Source organism: Caballeronia sp. J97 (assembly GCF_905220305.1).
Lineage (GTDB): Bacteria > Pseudomonadota > Gammaproteobacteria > Burkholderiales > Burkholderiaceae > Caballeronia.
In genome coordinates this window covers 183,966-203,855 of record NZ_CAJMZL010000011.1, presented here as the reverse complement: position 1 = coordinate 203,855, position 19,890 = coordinate 183,966, and the positions used below count along the sequence as shown (strand labels likewise).

The 19,890-nt window shown below is 62.4% G+C and carries 20 protein-coding genes; 11 read left to right on the top strand and 9 right to left on the bottom strand.

All coding sequences use genetic code 11. The features are described from left to right. The first annotated feature begins 328 nt into the window (after positions 1-328). From U4Y90_RS16910 to U4Y90_RS16885, 6 genes are all read left to right on the top strand, one after another. On the top strand, positions 329-1,255 hold the full coding sequence (locus U4Y90_RS16910) for a LysR family transcriptional regulator (protein ID WP_321796140.1): 927 nt from the start codon (positions 329-331) through the stop codon (positions 1,253-1,255). 169 nt (positions 1,256-1,424) lie between these two features. Further along, positions 1,425-2,573, top strand: a complete 1,149-nt coding sequence (locus U4Y90_RS16905; RefSeq protein ID WP_321796139.1) for an SRPBCC family protein — start codon at positions 1,425-1,427, stop codon at positions 2,571-2,573. Positions 2,574-2,603: 30 nt separating this feature from the next. Continuing rightward, the gene (locus U4Y90_RS16900) at positions 2,604-3,785 is read left to right on the top strand and encodes an ABC transporter ATP-binding protein (RefSeq protein ID WP_321796138.1); all 1,182 of its coding nucleotides are present in this window, start codon (positions 2,604-2,606) and stop codon (positions 3,783-3,785) included. Position 3,786: 1 nt separating this feature from the next. Beyond that, complete coding sequence (locus U4Y90_RS16895; protein WP_321796137.1) at positions 3,787-4,833, top strand: polyamine ABC transporter substrate-binding protein; 1,047 nt, start codon at positions 3,787-3,789, stop codon at positions 4,831-4,833. A 145-nt stretch (positions 4,834-4,978) separates the two neighbouring features. Beyond that, entirely contained in the window at positions 4,979-6,130 is a 1,152-nt protein-coding gene (locus U4Y90_RS16890) for an ABC transporter permease (protein WP_321796136.1), read from the top strand. Between the two features lie 25 nt (positions 6,131-6,155). Beyond that, positions 6,156-6,983 (top strand): ABC transporter permease, encoded by an 828-nt coding sequence (locus U4Y90_RS16885; RefSeq protein ID WP_321796134.1) that lies wholly within the window; start codon positions 6,156-6,158, stop codon positions 6,981-6,983. A 27-nt stretch (positions 6,984-7,010) separates the two neighbouring features. On the opposite strand, the gene U4Y90_RS16880 is transcribed toward U4Y90_RS16885, so the two are convergent. From U4Y90_RS16880 to U4Y90_RS16870, 3 genes are all read right to left on the bottom strand, one after another. After that, the gene (locus U4Y90_RS16880) at positions 7,011-7,802 is read right to left on the bottom strand and encodes a phytanoyl-CoA dioxygenase family protein (protein WP_321796132.1); all 792 of its coding nucleotides are present in this window, start codon (positions 7,800-7,802) and stop codon (positions 7,011-7,013) included. Between the two features lie 143 nt (positions 7,803-7,945). After that, on the bottom strand, positions 7,946-9,349 hold the full coding sequence (locus U4Y90_RS16875) for an FAD-binding oxidoreductase (protein WP_321796130.1): 1,404 nt from the start codon (positions 9,347-9,349) through the stop codon (positions 7,946-7,948). Then, positions 9,346-10,329, bottom strand: coding sequence for an isopenicillin N synthase family dioxygenase (locus U4Y90_RS16870; protein WP_321796128.1), 984 nt, complete (start codon positions 10,327-10,329; stop codon positions 9,346-9,348). Before U4Y90_RS16870 ends, U4Y90_RS16875 begins: the two co-directional genes overlap by 4 nt. 251 nt (positions 10,330-10,580) lie before the next feature. Between U4Y90_RS16870 and U4Y90_RS16865 the strand changes: the two genes are divergently transcribed. From U4Y90_RS16865 to hutC (U4Y90_RS16845), 5 genes are read left to right on the top strand one after another with little or no spacing between them, the layout of a single operon-like run. Further along, positions 10,581-11,408, top strand: a complete 828-nt coding sequence (locus U4Y90_RS16865) for a transporter substrate-binding domain-containing protein (protein ID WP_321796127.1) — start codon at positions 10,581-10,583, stop codon at positions 11,406-11,408. A 37-nt stretch (positions 11,409-11,445) separates the two neighbouring features. Next, positions 11,446-12,096: an amino acid ABC transporter permease gene (locus U4Y90_RS16860; RefSeq protein WP_321796126.1), complete on the top strand. Its 651-nt coding sequence runs from the start codon at positions 11,446-11,448 to the stop codon at positions 12,094-12,096. 10 nt (positions 12,097-12,106) lie between these two features. Beyond that, positions 12,107-12,769, top strand: a complete 663-nt coding sequence (locus U4Y90_RS16855; RefSeq protein ID WP_321796124.1) for an amino acid ABC transporter permease — start codon at positions 12,107-12,109, stop codon at positions 12,767-12,769. A 21-nt stretch (positions 12,770-12,790) separates the two neighbouring features. Further along, positions 12,791-13,660 carry an amino acid ABC transporter ATP-binding protein gene (locus U4Y90_RS16850; RefSeq protein ID WP_321796123.1) on the top strand — a complete coding sequence of 290 codons (870 nt, stop codon included), beginning with the start codon at positions 12,791-12,793 and terminating at the stop codon, positions 13,658-13,660. A 29-nt stretch (positions 13,661-13,689) separates the two neighbouring features. Next, a complete protein-coding gene (gene hutC, locus U4Y90_RS16845) occupies positions 13,690-14,472 on the top strand; it encodes a histidine utilization repressor (RefSeq protein WP_321796122.1) in 783 nt (260 codons plus the stop codon). Positions 14,473-14,665: 193 nt separating this feature from the next. Here hutC (U4Y90_RS16845) and hutC (U4Y90_RS16840) read toward each other — a convergent pair whose 3' ends face one another. Genes hutC (U4Y90_RS16840) through U4Y90_RS16815 form a run of 6 tightly spaced genes read right to left on the bottom strand, consistent with a single transcriptional unit; the run spans position 14,666 to position 19,865 of the window. Beyond that, complete coding sequence (gene hutC / locus U4Y90_RS16840; protein WP_321796120.1) at positions 14,666-15,403, bottom strand: histidine utilization repressor; 738 nt, start codon at positions 15,401-15,403, stop codon at positions 14,666-14,668. Positions 15,404-15,455: 52 nt separating this feature from the next. Next, positions 15,456-16,583, bottom strand: coding sequence for a histidinol-phosphate transaminase (gene hisC / locus U4Y90_RS16835; protein ID WP_321796118.1), 1,128 nt, complete (start codon positions 16,581-16,583; stop codon positions 15,456-15,458). Next, on the bottom strand, positions 16,580-17,434 hold the full coding sequence (locus U4Y90_RS16830) for a phytanoyl-CoA dioxygenase family protein (protein WP_321796117.1): 855 nt from the start codon (positions 17,432-17,434) through the stop codon (positions 16,580-16,582). Before U4Y90_RS16830 ends, hisC begins: the two co-directional genes overlap by 4 nt. A gap of 46 nt (positions 17,435-17,480) precedes the next feature. Next, entirely contained in the window at positions 17,481-18,233 is a 753-nt protein-coding gene (locus U4Y90_RS16825; RefSeq protein ID WP_415749370.1) for an amino acid ABC transporter ATP-binding protein, read from the bottom strand. 31 nt (positions 18,234-18,264) lie between these two features. Then, on the bottom strand, positions 18,265-19,002 hold the full coding sequence (locus tag U4Y90_RS16820; protein ID WP_321796113.1) for an amino acid ABC transporter permease: 738 nt from the start codon (positions 19,000-19,002) through the stop codon (positions 18,265-18,267). A gap of 11 nt (positions 19,003-19,013) precedes the next feature. Continuing rightward, a complete protein-coding gene (locus U4Y90_RS16815) occupies positions 19,014-19,865 on the bottom strand; it encodes a transporter substrate-binding domain-containing protein (RefSeq protein ID WP_321796111.1) in 852 nt (283 codons plus the stop codon). Between the last annotated feature and the right edge of the window lie 25 nt (positions 19,866-19,890).

Sequence of the window (19,890 nt, the reverse complement as noted above, 5' to 3'; positions counted from 1 at the left end):
TTCCAGCACGAGATGCGGTACGCCGAGCTTGCTCAGATGTTCGCTCATCGCGATGCCTGCTTGCCCGGCGCCCACAACGAGCGTGTCTGTTGCCGTTATTTCGACTGTCATCGCTGAGTCCTTCGAAGAAGCGGAGTTCGGTTGTTCCCGTTGTCAGCTCGTGGCCTTCAGGCACGGGTGTTGATCGTTCCGATAGCAATCTACGCCCGCCTTCAGAATCCGAAAAATATATTAAATAATTGCAAAGCATCGGAATATGCTATGCAATCGTTTTTCGGTCACTCCACAATGCGATTCATCTGGTCATGTCAACCGGGAGCAAGAGTCCATGGAAAATCAGCCGCTGCGTTACTCGCTGCGCCAGTTGCGATACTTTGTAGTGACTGCGGAAGTGCTGTCTTTTACGGCCGCTGCAAGACGCCTGCACATATCCCAGCCGTCCATCTCAACCGCGCTGGCCGACCTCGAGATCTCGTTCGGCGTGCAATTGTTCATCCGGCATCATGCAAGCGGCCTGTCGCTGACTCAGGCGGGGCGCGATCTGCTTGGACAAGCGCGCAACCTCCTGAAGATCGCCGAGGAATTCCAGATGACCGCCACCGAAATGGACGGAGGCATGACGGGATCGATCGCGCTTGGCTGTCTCGTGTCTCTGGCGCCGCCCCTGATGCCAGGATTGATCAGCCGCTTTACGAGCGAGCACGGTGGAATCAGCTTTCGCACGATCGAGGCGCATCAGGACGAGCTATTGAACGGCCTGCACGACGGTTCGCTGGACATCGCGCTCACCTACAGTCTCGATCTGTCCGAGGACATCGCCTTTACGCCGCTGCTGTCCCTGCCGCCGTACGCGATACTGCCCGCGACGCACAGATTGACGCGCGCGCGAAAGGTGTCGCTACAGGATCTGATAGACGAGCCGTACGTGATGCTGGATCTGCCGCACAGCCGGGACTACTTCGCCGCGCTTTTCGATGTCGTCGGAGCCCGGCCTGTTCCCGCCTTTCGTTCCTCGCAACCGGAAGTCGTGCGTGGGATGGTCGCAAACGGGCTTGGCTACAGCATCCTGAACTTTCCGCTGAATTCGACGCAAACCGTCGACGGCGGCGAGTTCGTGATCAAGCATTTCCGGGACAGCGTCAACGCGACGACACTCGGAATCGCCCAATCGAAAGAGATGAAGCCGCGGCAACTGGTGTCTCGATTCTCTGCCTTTAGCGAAAACTATATTCGCCGTCTGAAGCTCGACGCGTAACCCGCAACCACAGCGGACGGGCCTCGCGCGCCGTGCATAGCTAAATCCTTCCTTTAGTATCCGAAAACAATGCTTTGACTAGCAATTTGGCTTGGTAGATTTACCTTCATTCGAGGCGATCGAAGCGCGGACCCCGTAGCGCGAACGCACTCGGCTTTAGGAGCGTCTCATGGAAAACCCCACCAGGCAAACGGCAGTCTCTGTGTTGGTCGACGAGCTTGTGGCAGGCTGCGAGCGACCGTTCAGCGACGCGCGCTCGATGCCTCCTGGCGTGTACACGTCGCCCGAGTTCCTGTCTCTCGAAGAGCAGGTGATCTTTGCGAAAGAGTGGCAATGCGTGGGGCGCGCGAGCACGTTGAATGCACCTGGCGACTATCTGACCGCGAGCATCGCGGCTCAACCGATCGTCGTCGTGCGCGACGAGAAGATGGGGCTCCGCGCAATGTCGAATGTGTGCTTGCATCGGATGTCTGTTCTGCTCGAAGGTCGAGGGAATATACGCCGCATCGTCTGCCCGTATCACGCCTGGAATTACGGACTCGACGGCGCGCTCAAGGGTGCGCCGCTGATGAATCAGCAAGCAGGTTTCTGCACGGAGAGCTACAAGCTGCCGACGATTCGCTGCGAGGAGTGGCAAGGCTGGATTTACGTGACACTCGATCAGGATGCACGTCCGGTTCACCAGCAACTCGCGCAACTGGGCGAGCTGATCGATGCGTACGGGATGAGCGACTACGTCGAGACCTTTTATGAAGAACACGTCTGGGATACCAACTGGAAGATCCTCGCCGAGAACTTCATGGAAAGCTATCACCTGCCGATGCTGCATCGCGCAACGGTCGGTCCGCATTCCAGACTCGAAGAAATGGAATGCCCGCCGGGTTATCCCGCGTTCAATTACCACTGGATTACGAAGGAAGCGTCACTTCCCATCGGTAATGCCCATCCGGACAACCATCGCTTGACCGGACACTGGCGCAAGACGACCGCGTTGCTCGCGATTTATCCGACGCATCTCGTCACGCTCACGCCCGGCTATTTCTGGTATCTCGTGTTGCAGCCGCGCGGCGTCGACAAAGTGCATATCCGCTTCGGCGGTGGGCTTGCACCCGACTTTATCGCCGACCCCGAAGCCAACGCGCATATGGCCACGCTCAAGGCATTGCTCGACGAAGTGAATGCGGAAGATAAGCGTGGCGTGGAAGCAGTGTTTCGCGGCGTGCATGCCCCGCTTGCAAAACCCGGACACCTGAGCCCCCTCGAACGCCCGAATTATGACTTCGCTCGTTACCTCGCGTCGAAGCTCACTGCGCTTTAATCGCAGCACTTTTGACAGGACGCTATCACGATGTCAAACCCATCCTTCATTTCGTTTTCAGGCGTGAGCAAGTCGTACGACGGCGCGAATTACGTTGTCGACGATTTGAACCTCGATGTACGAAAGGGCGAGTTCCTGTCGCTGCTTGGCCCGTCCGGCTCAGGCAAGACGACCACGCTTATGATGCTTGCCGGCTTCGAGTCGCCCACGCAGGGTGAGATACGTCTTGACGGCAGGCGCCTCGACGACAAGCCCCCGCACCAGCGCGACATCGGCATGGTGTTTCAGAACTACGCGCTCTTTCCGCATCTCACGATTGCCGAGAACGTCGCATTTCCTTTGTCAGTCCGGCGAGTGAGCCGCGCAGACCAGAAAGCACGGGTGAAGCGCGCCCTGGAGATGATCGAGTTGCCGCATCTGGCGAACCGGCGTCCCGCTCAGCTCTCGGGCGGACAACAACAACGCGTCGCGCTCGCGCGCGCACTCGTGTTCGAACCGAGCGTCGTTCTCATGGACGAGCCGCTCGGTGCGCTCGACAAGCGTCTGCGCGAAACCATGCAGTACGAGATCATGCGGCTGCATCGCGATCTTTCGCTCACCATCGTCTACGTGACGCACGATCAGGCGGAAGCTTTGACCATGTCCGATCGGGTCGCGGTCTTTTCCGATGGACGCATTCAGCAGGCCGCGACGCCCACCGAGCTCTATGAAAACGCCCGCAACGCCTTCGTCGCCAACTTCGTGGGCGAGAATAACGGCTTGCGGGGACGCGTTGTGTCGGTGCAGAACAACTGGGCGACGTTGGCGCTCTCCGATGGCAGCGTCATCCGCGGCCGATGCGAACAGGGCTTGGGCGTTGGAGATAACGCGATGCTCGCGTTGCGTCCCGAGCGTGCGCATATCCCCAGTGCCGAGGGCACCCGAGCGGACGAACACACTAATGTCGTGCGCGCCAAGGTGCAGGAACTTGTGTATTGCGGCGATCATCACCGCGTGCATTTGACGCTCGGAACACGCGACTCGCTCGTCGCGAAGGTACCCAACACTCAACGCCACGCCTTGCCCTCGGCAGGCGACACCATCGATGTGGCCTGGCGCCACGACGACTGCAAGATTCTCGCTGCGAGCGTGCCCCGCAGCGCGGCCATAGTTCCTACCCCCGCATCTTCCTCACCTTCCATGATCGCGGCCGCAGCCGCAGGAGCTCACTGAAATGCGCACTCACGTCAAAGCAAAATGTGCCGCACTTGCCGTCGTCGCCGTCGCTGCCGTTTCGGCGCAGGCCGCGGAAACGCTCAATGTCGTCACCTTTGGGGGCGCCTATGAGACCGCGGCAAAGAAGGCCTATTTCGAGCCTTTCACGCAGGCGACCGGCGTCAACTTCTCGCTCGAATCGTATGACGGAGGTCTCGCGAAGCTTTCGGCGATGGAGCAGGCGAAGAACACGACATGGGATCTCATGGATCTCGAGAGCAACGATGCCATCACGGCATGTGACGAAGGGCTGCTCAAGAAGTTCGACAAGAAGAGCCTCGGCAATACGAGCGACTTCATTCCCGGTGCCATCAGCGACTGCGCGGTCGCAAGCATGGTGTGGTCCACGGTCTACGCCTATGACGCGAGCAAGCTCAAGACGGCGCCCGGCACCATCAACGATTTCTTCGACTTGCAAAAATTCCCCGGCAAGCGCGGGCTGCGCAAGTCACCCAAAGGGTCGATGGAATGGGCACTGATCGCCGACGGCGTCGATCCGAAAGACGTGTACAAGGTGCTCGGGACGCCGGCGGGCGTCGACCGCGCATTCAAGAAGCTCGACACGATCAAAAAGAATATCGTCTGGTGGGAGTCGGGCGCGCAAGCTCCGCAATTGCTCGCCGATGGCGCCGTCGTGATGACGCAGGCCTACAACGGCCGAATCGACGATGCCGCGAAGAAGGACAACAAGCCCTTCAAGATCGTCTGGGATGCACAAGTCTACGACTATGAATGGTGGGGCATCCCAAAGGGAGCGAAGCACGCCGACGCAGCCGCGAAGTTCATCGTCTCCGCGTCGCAGCCGAAGGCTTATGCCGATCTCTCGAAGTACATCGCCTATGCGCCGCCGCGCAAGGACGCGATCCCGCTCGTCGACAAGCAGCGACTGGCCGACCTGCCGACCGCGCCGGATAACTTCAAGCGTGCGGTCCAGATCAATCCGACCTTCTGGGCGGATAACGCTGACGAGATCAACAAGCGCTTCCAGGTTTGGTTGACTCAGTAATACTTCTATCGAACGAGAGCCCGCTGTGACCGCGACTACCCATACCCCAGTACCGGCCCATGCCCCGGCCTCGGGCTCTACGACGAGAGCCGACGGCCGCGCGTCCTATCGAAAGGCACAACGCCGCGCATCGCTTCGAGCGCTGATGCTGGCGCTTCCCCTGATCGTGTTTCTACTGTCGACCTTCATTGCGCCGATCGCGCTGTTGCTCGCCCGCAGCGTACAGAACCGCGAAGTGCCCGACAGCATGCCAGCACTGTCCCGCGCACTCGATGCGTGGGATGGCCGTGGCGTGCCTGATGAGCATACGTTCGCCCTGCTCGCATCCGGAATCCAGGACGCGCAGCAAAGCGGACAACTCGGCACAGTCGCAAAGCGCATGAATTTCGCGCAACCCGAATTCCGCAGCCTGCTGATGAAGACGGCACGCGGCATTCGCAGCGATACGCCTTCCGCCTGGAAGCCGGCTCTGATCGAGATCGACGAACGCTGGAACTCGCCCGAAACATGGCGGCTGTTGAAGCGCGCTGCCGCGTCGCCGACTCCCGATTACCTGCTGAATGCCGTGGACGCGAAAGTGACGCCGCAAGGTTCGATCGCCTCGCTGCCGGCGAACACTGCGGTCTATCGCGAGGCGTTCGTGCGAACGATCTCGATCAGCTTCACGGTCACCGTGCTCTGCTTGCTGCTGGGTTATCCGGTGGCCTGGTTGCTCGCGAATCTTCCCGAAAAAAGCAGCAACCGGCTGATGCTGTTGGTCATCGTTCCGTTCTGGACCTCGCTGCTGGTGCGGACAACGGCGTGGTACGTGCTTCTGCAGCCGGGCGGCGTCGTCAACAGCCTGCTGATGAGTCTCGGCATCGTGACGCATCCGGTGCCGCTCGTTTTCAATCGCACAGGTGTATTGATCGGCATGACGCACGTGCTTTTGCCTTACATGATTCTCGCGATCTACTCGGTGATGAAGAGCGTCTCGCCCGTTTATCTGCGCGCGGCGAAGTCGCTGGGCGCTCATCCCTTCACCGCGTTCGTGCGGATCTATATCCCCCAAACGCTGCCGGGAGTCGGGGCGGGATGCTTCCTGGTGTTCGTGCTGGCTCTCGGCTACTACATCACACCCGCTCTGCTCGGTGGCGCGGGCGACGAGATGATCAGCCAACTCATCGCGAATCAGACGAACACCCAACTCAACTGGGGACTCGCGGGCGCGCTGTCGGCCTATCTCGTGATCTTCACGGCGATCTTCTATTTCATCTTCAACCGCATTGTCGGCATCGACCGTTTGCGGTTCGGTTGATGCAGGTAGGCGCAAAGGAGCGATCATGCAAGACAAACGCAATACGGTGCTGACGGAGCGCGTCGCTTCCCGCTGGGTGCGCGTGCATTCCGCGCTCGTTCTGTTCTTTCTCGTGGCGCCGATTCTCGCGATCATTCCGCTTTCGTTCAACGCCGGCTCTTATTTTTCCTATCCGCTGCAGGGCTTTTCGCTGCGCTGGTATGAACAGGCGCTCACCAGTGCCGACTGGCAACGCGCGCTGTTCAACAGCGTCGCCATCGGCGCGGCGTCGACCCTGATCGCCACCGGCCTCGGCACGCTGGCGGCGCTCGGTCTGTCGCGAACGCAGTTTCCGCTGCGTTCGATCGTCATGCCGATCATCGTTTCCCCGATGATCGTGCCGATCGTCGTGGTGGCGGCGGGTTTTTATCTCGTCTTCGCCCCGCTCGGGCTCGTGAACTCGTATCCCGGCGTCATTCTTGCGCATGCCGCGCTCGGCACGCCGTTTGTCGTCATCACCGTGACGGCTTCATTGTTGTCTTTCGATCAGAGTCTCCTGCGCGCGGCGTCCGGCTTGGGCGCGCCGCCGTGGGTCGCGTTCAGGCGAGTGACGCTGCCGCTCATCACGCCCGCGGTCGCGACGGGAAGCGTCTTCGCCTTCGCGACCTCGTTCGACGAAGTCATCGTGATTCTGTTCATTGGCGGCCCGGATCAGAAGACGGTTCCGCGGCAGATGTGGAGCGGCATCAGGGATTCCATCGATCCGTCGATCCTGGCCGTGGCGACCATGTTGATCGTGTTTGCCGTGCTGCTGTTCGCGAGCATCAACTGGCTTCGTGGGCGCGCGGCGGCCGCGAGTCGGGCGCTCGTCTGATCGAGTCAGCCGGGCATCGGATCGCGATCACACGACGAACGGGAATTCCTCTTCCGGCAGCGGATCGCCCGGCTTCAGTCGATCGGCCAGATGACGATAGGGAGGCGATGTCTCGCCGCCCCGATCGACAAACACAGCGTTGTCGCCGAGCCAACGAAACGACACCACGCGCCGGGAAACCGAACCCGAAAGATTTCCCGGCGCCCCGTGCACCGTGAGAAAGTTGAACGCGACTGCATCGCCGGGCATCAGATCCCAGCCGAGAATGTTGTAGTCGCCACGATGACCATCGATATCCGGCATTTCTTCGAGTCCGTCCGTAGTGCGGTCATACGCGACACCCGTGAACTTTCGCGGCCGGAAAAGTTTCCCCCAGCGATGCGATCCGCCGACAAACTCCAGCGTGGTCTCGCGCGGCACCGGATCGAGCGGCACCCACATGCTGACCGACTGTTCCGCACTCACGCAGTAATAGGGTTCGTCGTGGTGCCAGGGCGTGACCTTGTCCGCACCTGCTTCCTTGACGAGCACATGCTCGTGAAAGATGCGCGCATGTTTCGACACCATCAGCTCTCTCGCGATGCTCGCCGCCGGACTGTCCTCGACGAAGCGGCGAAACGACTCGATGCGCTGCCAATTGCAATAGTCTCCGAAGAAACGTCCCGACGACGTGCCCTTGGTGTAATCGCGAAAATCGGGTCCAGGGTGCCTTTCGTTGAAGTCCACGCCATCGCGCAACACGTTCACCCAGTCGGTGAAGACACCACGCAATACGGTCACGCCATCGCGTGCGAAAGCCTCTTGTTCTTCCTTCAGCATGCTTCTCTCCCCGTCTAAATTGTCGATGCCCGATCGGCATGACACGACAGATATCTCGTGAAATCAGCAAAAAGCTATCACTGATGAAGCGAATTTGCCGCTTGCCCGCCATTGCTCATGCGCTTGCGATAACAATCGCGCAATCAGACGACCTTGCCCGGATTGAGGATGCCCTTGGGATCGAGCGCCACCTTGATCGCGCGCATGGCCGCGAGCTCCTCGGGCGAACGCGAGAGTGGCAGGTACGCGCGCTTGAGCAAACCGATGCCATGCTCCGCCGACACCGATCCGCCATATGGCGCGAGCATGTCGTACACGAAGGCGTAGATGTCATCGTGCGCGACGTGCGGAACCGAACGCCCGTCCACGGTGACGTGCAGGTTCGAGTCGCCGATATGCCCGAAGAAGTAGGAACGGTTCGAAGGCCAGCGCGCATCGAGCGCGGCGCGGCATACATCGACGAATTGGCCGATCGAGCCAATGGGCAGACTCACGTCGAAGTTGACCGGGTCCATGCGCGCCGGAAACTCCGCGGTGCATTCGCGCACGGCCCAGAGCGCGCGCGCGTCGGCCACCGATTGTGCGAGGATCGCGTCGCGCACCAGACCGGTGTCGAGCGCGTCGGCGAGCGCGGCGAAAAAGGCTTCGCCCTGATCCGCCGTGTCGAGGCCGGCATGCTCGATCAGCGCATACAGCGGATGCGCCACCGCGAACGGCGAGCGGGTCGCTCCCGTCAGCGCGACGCCGAAGCCGAAGAAGTCCGGCCACATGATCTCGAATGCGCCGATATCGTTGCCGAAGCGCGCCGACAAGGAGCGCAAAAGCCGCACTGCCGCGTCGTAGCCGTCGAGCGCGACGAGCGCCGTATGCCGCATTCCTCGCGGCGGATGAAGGCGCAGCACCGCCCGCGTGATGACGCCTAGCGTGCCCTCGGAACCGATGAAAAGCTGCTTCAGGTCGTAGCCCGTATTGTTCTTCGTCATCTTGGTCATCGAACTCAGGACCGCGCCGCTCGCGAGCACCGCTTCGAGACCCAGCACCTGCGCACGCGCCGTGCCCGACTGGATGACGCGATTGCCGCCCGCGTTCGTCGCGAGGTTGCCGCCGATCTGACACGAGCCGCGCGCGCCGAGATCGAGCCCGAGTTCGAAACCGGCGGCGTTCGCGGCTTCCTGCGCGGCCTGCAGCGTCGTGCCCGCGCGCACGGTCATCGTGGCCGAGGCTGCGTCGATTTCGTCAATGCCCGCGAAGCGCGCGAGCGACAGCGCGATCTCATCCGCCTGCGCGATCGCGCCGCCCGCGAGCCCGGTCATGCCGCCTTGCGGCACCACGCGCTGCCCCGCTTCGTTGCAGATCGCGAGCGCGCGCGCCACTTCGTCTGTCGAACGCGGCAACAGGAGCGCGGCGGGACGCGTGGGCGTGTGGCCGGTCCAGTCGGTCATCGCGTGGTCGGGGATGGCCTCGCCGGTGCGCACGCCGTCGTCGCCGAGCGCGCTGCGCAACGCGCCGATCACGCGTTCGAACGCTTCAGTCGATGCGCCGCTCATGCCGCCGTGCCCTGTTCCGCCGCGCGCTTCTTGCGATAGCCCATGGAGTCGTTGATGCGCCCGAGAATGTAATCGCCCGCCGCGACCGGCGCGTGGCGCGATTCGCCGGCGGGCGTGCCGAGATCGACCGGATCGACGACGGCGTCGTAAGTCGGGTCATAGAACGTCGCGATCGAATAGCGCTCGCGCCCGGATGCGTTGATGACGCGATGCAAGGTCGATCTGAAGCGATCGTTGCTCCAGCGCGCGAGCAGATCGCCCACGTTCACGACGAAGCTGCCCGGCATGGGCGGCGCGTCGATCCATGTGTCGCTCGCGATCTCGCGCACTTGCAGGCCGCCTACGTCGTCCTGCCACAGGAGCGTGATGCAGCCGTAGTCGGTGTGCGGCGCGACGCCGAACTGATCCTCGTCGGACTGGGGCGGTTGCGGCGGGTAGTAGACCATCTGCGTGCGCTGCATGCGTTTGCCATAGCGCGCCGCGAAGAACCGCTCGTCGATGCCGAGGCTCGCCGCCACGGCGCGCAACAGATGCGCGCCGCATGCGCCGACTGCTTCGTAATAGCCGTAGAGCGCAGGCCGCAATTCGGGCATGAAGTCGGGCCAGTTGTTCGGTCCGCGCAGCGCCTGACCCGCGAGCACGTCCGGATCGTCTTCCGGCAATTCGAGTCCGATGCTGAAGAACTCCTTGTAGTCGGGCTTCTTTGCCTGATACATGGTCGCATCGCCGAGCGAATTGAAACCGCGATGGCGCTGATTCACCGCCGCACGCCGCTTGGTTTCCACCGGATGCGCGAAGAACGTGCGCGCGGCTTGCGCCGCGGCGTCGATCACCGCTTGCGGCACGCCGTGATTCACGATGTAGAAGAAGCCGATGTTGGAGCACGCTTCATGGATCTCGTGGCCCGCGCGTGCCAGCGCGGCGGCGTCGCCTTCCACCACGCCGGCGAAGTCGATCACGGGAATTCGGTTGGCGGGCATCGATGGTTCCTCGCTGACGGGTCGTGCGGCATGCACGATTTCTGGTTGTATATACCGCCAAATCACCGCACGCAAGCTGCAATGCAGCGCGCCCGCCTCCGTGTTTCCGCTGCTTCGCCGATGACGAATGAGGTGAAACCCGACCTGGCGAAATCCTGATTCTTTTTGTTTTGGCTCCCGAAATTTCGCGGTATATACTGCGCGCAATGCCCGACCTCCGCGCCTTGCGCGCGCCACCTTGGAGACGTCTCATGAAGATGCTTGCAGGCTGGAAACGACATTTGCTGATGGTCGCGCTGTGCGCCGCGAGCGCCTGTGCCTATGCCGAGGACCAGCTCGCCAAGGTGAAGAAGGCGGGCGAGCTCGTGGTCGGCACCGAGATGCAGTTCGCGCCGTTCGACTTTCTCGAGAACGGTCAGCAGTCGGGTTTCAACAAGGACCTGTTCGCGGAGATCGGCAAGGAACTGGGCGTGAAAGTGCGCTTCATCGACCTGCCCTGGCCGAGCGTTCTTCCCGGCCTCGAAGCGGGCAAGTTCGACATGGTCGGCGGTCCGATCACGGTGACCAAGGCGCGCATGGAGCGCTACACGTACACGCTTCCCATTGCCGACGCCACCGACGCCTTCCTCAAGCGCGCCAACGATTCCACCATCAGGCAATCGGCCGATGTGTCGGGCAAGGTGGTGGGCGGCGGCAAGGGTTCGGCGCAGCTCGATCAGATGAAAGCCTATATCGCCACGTTGCCGAAGCCGCCCGAAGTGCGCGAGTACATCGACAACAATCAGGCGTATGCGGATCTCGCTGCCGGGCGCATCGTCGCGGTGGCGAACTCCATGACCAACATCGCCTACGTGGCGAAGCAGCGGCCCGAAACCTTCGCCGTGGTGCAGCCGCCCTTCGGCGCGAAGGTCTATTTCGCGTACTGCCTGCGCAAGGATGCGGACAGCAAGCCGCTCGCCGATGCGTTCAACGCAGCGCTGCTGAAAGTGAACAAGGACGGCCGTCTCGCCACCTTGCAGAAGAAGTGGTTCGGCGTGGCGATGGACGTGCCTTCGACCGTGCCGACTCCGAACTACTAAGCCGCGCTCGCACGCTCTTTCGAGGGAAGCCGACGCCATGTTCAGCTTCAGCGTTTTCGTTCAAGGCGTGCCGCTCCTGTTGCACGCGGCGCTCGCCACGGTCGGCATATCGCTGGCGGGCTTGCTGATCGGCTTCTTCGTGGCTGTCGCCGTGTGCGCCGCGCGGCTGTCGTCTAGCAAGGCCTGGCAAATGGCCGGCGGCGCGTACGTGTTTTTCTTTCGCGGCGTGCCGATGCTGGTGCAACTGCTGCTCGTGTATTACCTGCTGCCGTTCGTGGGCGTCAACGTGCCGCCGCTCGTCGCGGCCATCAGCACGGTGGCGCTCTGCTCGGCGTCTTACGTCGCCGAGATTTTGCGTGGCGGTTTCATGAGCATTCCGCCAGGACAGCTCGAGGCCGCGCGCATGCTCGGCCTCGCGCCGCTCGACATGCTGCGCCGCATTCAGGTGCCGCAGGCGTTTCGTCTCACCTTGCCCTCGCTCGTCAACGAGATGGTGCTGCTCATCAAGGCGTCGTCGCTGATCTCCGTGGTGGGCGTGGCCGAAATCACGCGCACCGCGCAGAACATCGCGGCGAGCAGTTATCGTCCGCTCGAAGCGTATGCCGCCGCGGGCCTCATCTATTTCGTGATCTGCGGCGCGCTCTCGCTGGCCGCGCACGCCGCCGAACAGCGCCTGCGGCCCGCCTGAGACCGACGTCATGCAGCAATTCGATCCCACGATCCTCACGCACAACCTTCCGGCCATCGGCGCGGGTTTCGCCACGACGCTCGGCACGTGGGTAGCGGGCGTCGCGCTCGGCATCGTCATCGGATTTCTTATCGCGCTCGCGCAGCTCTTTTGCGGACGATGGATGCGCGGCGTGCTGCGCGTCTACATCGAACTGTTTCGCGGCACGCCATTTCTCGTGCAGCTCTTTCTGCTGTATTACGGCGGACCTTCGTTCGGCATCACGCTGGAACCGCTCACCGCCGGCGTGGTCGGTCTCGGGCTCTATGGCGGCGCGTATTTCGCCGAGGTCTTCCGCTCGGGCTTCGGCGCGGTGCCGCGCGGTCATCTGGAAGCGGCGTCCTGTCTCGGCCTGACACGCTGGCAGGCAATCTGGCGCATCCAGATTCCGCAGATGCTCGTGCTGATCGTGCCCGCGCTGGTCAATCTCATCATCGTGCTCAGCAAGGAAACGGCGGTGCTCTCCATCGTCACCGTGCCGGAACTGACGTTCGTGCTGACGGGCATCGGCTCGGCGACCTTCGCGTTCGTCGAAACCCTGCTTGCGTTGTGCGTCTGCTATCTGGTGCTCGTCGAGCTCGCATCGCGCGCCGGGATGTGGGTCGAAGCGCGCGTGACCCGCTTTCTTGTCTGAACGTACCTGGACTCGTCTGCCATGATCGATTCCCCGCTCTCTCCCTCCGAACTCGGCGAGGTTCCGGTCTTCGTGAATGCGCCCGCTGCGCCGCTCGTGGAAGTGCGCCGGCTGCACAAGCGCTTCAACGAAACCGAAGTGCTGCGCGGCGTGGATCTCGACATCGGCAAGTCGGAAGTGGTCTGCGTGATCGGCCCGTCGGGATCGGGCAAAAGCACGCTGCTGCGCTGTCTCGCCGCGCTCGAAACCTATGACGAAGGCGAAGTGCGTATCGAAGGCGAGTTGCTCGGTTATGGCGAGCGCAATGGCCGGCGCGTGCGCGCATCGAATGCCGAGATCAACCGCGTGCGGCGTAATGTCGGCATGGTGTTTCAGCAGTTCAACCTGTGGCCTCACATGAGCGCGCTCGACAACGTGATGGAGGCGCTCCTGCGCGTGCGCCGGCTGTCGCGCAACGAGGCGCGCGCGCGGGCCGGGCAGATGCTCGAAACCGTGGGCCTCGCGCACAAGGGCGATGCCTATCCCGCGAGACTTTCGGGCGGCCAGCAGCAGCGCGTCGCGATCGCGCGCGCACTGGCGATGGAACCGCACATCATGCTCTTCGACGAACCAACTTCCGCGCTCGACCCCGAACTCGTCGGCGAAGTGTTGCAAGTGATGAAGCAACTCGCGCGCGACGGCATGACGATGGCCGTCGTCACACACGAGATGGGTTTCGCCGCGCAGGTGGCGGACAAGGTCGTGTTCATCGATCAGGGGCGCATCTCGGTACAGGGCAAGCCGCGCGAGGTGTTTCACGATGCGAAGCATCCGCGCTTGCGGCAATTTCTGCAGAACTATTTCGATCGCAACGCGTTCTGGTCGCGAGGTCCGCAAGACGAACAGGCGTGATGGCGCGCGCAGCGAGAGGAGATCAGGCCATGTCGGCACCGACGACGGTGAAGCACATCGCAAGCGCGGACATCGCGGGCGAGCCCGACACGCCGCTTGCGCGCTACGCGCAGGTCAAGAGCTTCATCCGCGGGAAGATCGAATCGGGCGCGTGGATGCCCGGCGACCGCATTCCGTCCGAGCTGAGTCTCGTGGAGTCGCTCGGCGTTTCGCGCATGACGATCAACCGTGCGCTGCGCGAGCTGACCGGCGAAGGCTGGATCACGCGGCACTCGGGCGTGGGCACGTTCGTGGCGAAGGCAAAGCCGCAGTCGACGCTTCTGATGATCGCTCATATCGGCGAAGAGATTCGTGCTCGCGGTCATGAATACGACTACCACACCGTGATCGCACAACGCGAAAGCGCACCGCCTGCCGTCTCGAATGCGCTCGGCCTGCCGCCCAGTTCCTCCGTGTTTCATCTGATCGGCGTGCATCGCGAAAACGGCGTGCCGGTGAGGCTCGAGGATCGCTATGTCAATCCAGCGGCCGTGCCGGATTTCCTGAAGCAGGACTTCGACGCCCTGCGGCCCTCGGAGTACCTGTCGGCCAGCGTGCCCGCGCACGAGATCGAGCATGTCGTCGATGCCTGCCTGCCGACGCGCGCCGAGGCGAGGCTGCTCGAAATCGGTCCCGAGGAGCCGTGTCTCGCGCTCGTCAGACGCACCTGGATGAACGGTGTCGCGGTCACGTTCGCGCGTTTCGTGCATCCGGGTTCGAGATATCGGCTAGGGTGCCGCTTTCGACCAGAAGATGCCCGATTCCAAGGGTGATGATTCACGTCACGCGAGATTGCCCGCCAGGCATTGGCCCGATCGCTCGCGCCGAGGATTCACGACGAACACCGCATACCGCCTATCACAAGCCCGGTCGAGGATTGTCGCCCGACGCCAGGCTATCGATTCTGCCGATTGTGCGGCTACTCGCCCTTCAAGGGCACTCGCAATCAGAAATACGGCTGGCGGCCTATCCCTGTCCACGCAATGTGTTTGGTTTGAAGCGCGAGGCGAGGCGGTATCGGTTAGCGGGATGAAGGAAATGCGCAAAGGTCACCGTCATGCCCCCGCTCCAGGTGCGGCGTGTGAGAATCAGACACGGTTGGTCGATCCGCATCGTGAGCAGGGCTGCCTGTTCGGGTGTCGGCATTGACGCGTCGACGATGTGTTCGATTTCGAGTCCATCGTGTGACACGTTTTTGTACAGATACTCCGACGGCGGCACAACGGTAAAGTCCTGCTCGAAAAATTGCGGCGCGGCGGCCGGATTCACGAAGCGGTCTTCCAGCTGGATCGGGTTGCCGTTTTCCAGATGCACACATACGAGATGAAACAGCATCGTCTCGCGAGGCAGGCCAAACGCCGCCGCGACTTCCGCCGATGCCGTCTCCCGCCGAAGCGAGATCACCTTGCACGCGTACTGATGTCCGCGGGCACGGATCTCGTCACGCACGTGTGCGATCATCAAAAGGTTCGATTGCGGCTTGCCTTGCGCGACGAAGGTGCCGACGCCGGAGACGCGCTCGAGCGCGCCTTCTTCCGTCAGCTCGCGCAGTGCGCGGTTGACCGTCATCCGCGCAACGCCAAAGGTGGTCGCCAGCTCGAGTTCCGACGGGATTTTCTCGCCCACGCCCCATTCGCCTGCGCGAACCTTGTCGCGCACGAGCGCCTTGATCTGTTGGAATGGCGCCCCCGGTCTTTGCGTCATCTGCTACGTCCTTCCGATCCCAATAAGCGACCACGATTTTAGTACGCTTTTCTCACGCGGGCTCGACGGCCTGAAGCAGCGCGCGCAGGAACAACTCGTTTTCCTCCTCGGTGCCGATCGTCACGCGAATGAAGTCGTGCAGCTCATACGCCGAAAGCGGCCGCACGACGACACCCGCCTGCAGCAGCCGCTCCGCCACCGCCGCGGCGTCGTTCAGGCGGATCGCGATGAAGTTGGCGTGCGTCGGAATCCATTCGATGCGATGGCGCTGCAGCGACCGCGTAATCTGTGCAATCCCTGCGCGATTCAGTGCTTGCGTGCCTTGCAGAAATGCCTGGTCCGCGAGCGCGGCGAGCGCCGCCCGCTGCGCTAGCGCATTGACGCTGAACGTAGGACGGACACGGGCGATGGCGTCGACGATCTCCGGCTGCATGATCCCGTAGCCGACGCGCAGCGACGCAAGGCCATATGCCTTCGAGAAGGTTCGCGCGATCACCAGTTGCGGGTAGCGCGCGACGAGTCCGATTGAATCAGGCCGCAGGGCAGGGTCGAGATAGTCGATATAGGCTTCGTCGAGCACGACGAGGGTATGCGGCCCGGCTGCGCCGAGAATCCGCTCGATGTCCTCGGGCCGAAGCACCGTGCCGGTCGGATTATTGGGGTTGCAGAGATAGACGAGACGCGTTGATTTCGTCATCGCGCGGCATATCGCGTCGGGATCATGGCGGAAATCGCGAGCGGCCACCTGGATCGCCGCCGCGCCACGGGCCCGGATACTGATCGGATAGGCCTGGAAAGCGTATTGCGAATACACACCTTCGTTGCCGTCATGCAAAGTCAAGGCGGCGCACAGATCGATCAGTTCGTGCGAACCGTTCGTCATCGCGATGCATTCCGGTGGCACACCGTGATGACGCGAGAGCGCATGCCTCAGTTCGGACGCTTCGCTGTCCGGGTAGCGCGCGAGCGCCGTCTGCCCATGCGCGAGGTGCTCGGCGAGCGCCTTGCCGACCTCCGGACTGCAGCCGAGCGGATTCTCGTTCGAGGCAAGCTTGATGACCCGTGAGAGGCCATATTCGCGGGCTACGGATTGCTCCGAACGCCCAGGCACATACAGCGGAAGTGCCCGGATATGCGCCTGCACCGCAGCACCTTGCGACGAGCGATTCAGCGCGTTCATGCGCTCACCTGCCCTTCCCCCGCGCGCCAAAGCACGGGAAACAGCGGATGCGCCATGGGTGCGTCTTCCGCAAGCGCCTCCTTGAGCCCGGGGAAATCGGGCGACGTGCGCCAGGGACGCGGCTTGTGCCGGATATCCTCGCCGATAAAGCGCAGCGAGAATGCGCGCCTTCTGCGATCACCGCCGACACCGCCCGACGCATGCAACGTCAGCATGTGAAAGCACACCATGTCGCCGGGTTCGAGCGCCCAGCCGAGAATCGGGTACGCACTGCGATGACGCTCGATATCCGGCAGGTCGGCGAGGCTGCCTTCCGGAAACCACCGCGCCTCGCTTTCCATGAAAGTGCGCGGCATCAGCCATGGGCCGCGATGCGATCCGGCGACGAACTCGAGCGTCGATTCGCGCGCGACGGGATCCACCGGAATCCACATGCTGATGTTCATCTCGCCGGCGATGTTGTAGTACGGCTGATCCTGATGCCACGGCGTGCGCTGACGGGTGTTCGGCTCTTTCACCAGCACGTGATCGTGATAAAGGCGCACGACCTCGCCCCCGACCAGCGCGCCCGCGACGCTCGGCGCCGGCGACTCCATGATGAAGCGCCGGTATCCCGCATTGTCCTGCCAGTTGCAGAAGTCCTCGAAGAACCAGCCCGGGTCGTCGGGGTGGCTCGCCACCTTGGCACGCGGACTCGGCGCAGAAAGATTGTGGTCGATCGCCTTGCGCAATAGCGCAACTTCGTCATTCGAGAAGATGTTGCGGATACAGACCGCTCCATCGGTGCGAAAAGCCTCGACCAGATCTTCCGTCACGGCCCGCGCGACCCGTTGTTGAATCGTTTCAGTCATCTGCGTCGTCCTTGTGGTGTTCGTCAACGTATGGCTGTCCCGGCGCTCAGCGCTCGACCGCACGGATAAAGTCCGCAATGCGGCTATTGCCTGCCGCGCCGAGAATCGCATCCGGCGTGCCGGATTCGAGAATCACGCCGTCCGCGATGAAATGGATCGTGTCGGCAAGCTTCCTCGCAAATGCCATTTCATGCGTGACGATCATGAGCGTCAGTCCTGCATCGGCGAGTATGCGTATCGTGTCGAGCACGCCGGCGACCAGTTCCGGATCGAGCGCCGAAGTAGGCTCATCGAACAGCACGGCTTTCGGCTTCATCGCCAGTGCGCGCGCAATCGCGACTCGTTGGCGCTGCCCGCCCGACAGTTGATCCGGGTAGTGATCAAGGCGCTGGCCGAGGCCGACCTGGTGCAGGATCTCATCTGCTTCACCGATCACTTCGTCGCGGGGGCGGCGCTGAACGTGGATCGGACCTTCGATGACGTTCTCGAGCACCGTCCGGTGCGCAAACAGGTTGAACTGCTGGAACACCATCGGCATCTTGCGCCGCGCGACGCGCAACCGTGCTTCCGGTCGCGCGTGGAAGTCCGCGCCCTCGTGATGGCAAAGCCGCTCGCCATCGAAGTGAATTTCGCCGGCGGTCGGCATATCGAGGAAATTGATGCAACGAAGCAGCGTGGACTTGCCGCCGCCACTGGGACCGATGAAGAAACTCACTTCGCCTGGCTGAACGCGCAGATCGATGCCCTTGAGCACGTCGACCGGGCCGAACGACTTTTTGAGGGCGCGTACTTCGAGGATGGGCGGCGGCACGCTCGCGCCGGGGCGCATTTCAGTTTTCAAGATTGGGCTCCGAGCTGACTGAGCGGGCTGGTCCCGACGAAGTTCGCATCGATGCACGGCGTCCGCCCCGGTGAGCCGGCGTGAGTTGCCGCTCGAGCCAGCGCACGCAACGCGCCGCGACCAGGCTCATCGCGAAGTAGATCATCGCGACCATCAGATAAACCTGCATGCTCAGGAAAGTGTCGGCGATCACGATGGTGCCGTGCCGCAGCAGTTCGTTGACCGCGATGAACGAGACCAGCGACGAGTCCTTCAGCAGCGAAATGAAGTAGCCTCCCACCGTCGGCAACGCAACCTTGAGTGCCTGCGGCAGGATCACGCGCCGATAGATCAAAGTGTGCGACATGCCGATCGTGAGTCCCGCTTCGCGCTGGCCATGATCGATAGACTCGATCGCCGCGCGAAACACCTCGGACAGGTACGCACCCAGGTTCAACGCGAGACCGAGCACGCCGGCCCAGAAGCCGGGCAGCCTGATCCCGATCTGGGGCAACGTGAAGTAAATCACCAGCAACTGGACGACGAGCGGCACATCACGCCAGATTTCCACGTAGGCACGCAGCATCCAGTCGAGCCAGCCCCGTGACGAAAGCCGCCCGATCGCCACCGCGAGACCCAGCGCGATCGCGCACGTCATGCTGATGACCGATAGCTCGACCGTTACCCACGCGCCCTTCAACAGAAACGGAAAGTAGCGCGGAATCAGCGTAAAGAAGAACTCGTTCATGATCGGCGCATTTACTTGGTCAGCACCGCCTGTTCCGACGACCACGCGCCGTATTTCGCGAGAATCTTCTGACGCGTGCCGTCCTGATCCATCGACTGCAGCGCGCCGTTGATCGCCGTCAGCAGATCGGTGCATTCGGCGCGCACAGCGACCGCACTCGTGCCGAACCGATAGCTCGCCTTGCTCTCGGCTTCGGCCCATTCGGGCTTGGGGTTGTAGTAGATCGGCTGGCCGACCACGCGAAGGTTCTTCATCTTCTCGCGCTGGCCGAGCAGCGTGCCCTGGTCGAGCAACACGGCGTCGACCTGACCGTTCTGTAGCGCGACGAACGGTTCGCCAAACGAATTGAAATCGAGGACCTCGCCGATCTGGCCTTCCCTCGCGAGGCGGTGCGCATTGACCGAATCGTTCGTGCCGAGCGTCGTGCCCACCTTGCGGTCCTTCAGATCGGCGGGCGACCGGATCGGCGAATCGGACCTTACGATGATCTCGTCGTAGAGCAGGAAATAGGGCCGCGAGAACCGCACATTTGCGGTCTGTACGCGCTCCTGCGTCGCCGACATCGACGAGAAGATGATGTCCCAGCGCTTGGCCTTGAGCCCGGGGATCAGCGTGCTCCACTCCGTGACGACATAGTCCGTTTTCGGCACACCGATACGCTTGCCCACTTCTTTGAGCATGTCGGCCTCGAAGCCGCCATAGCTGCCGTCCTCGTTCTGCCAGACAAATGGACGCGTGCCCATCAGACCGTTGCCGGCCGTGAGGATACCCGCCGTCCTGACGTCGTTCAAACAGCCGGCGCGGGCGGTCAGTGCGGCACTGGACAGCACGAATGCAAGACAGAATGCGGTCAGACGATTCATGGCGAACACTCCGGTCAGAGGGAAA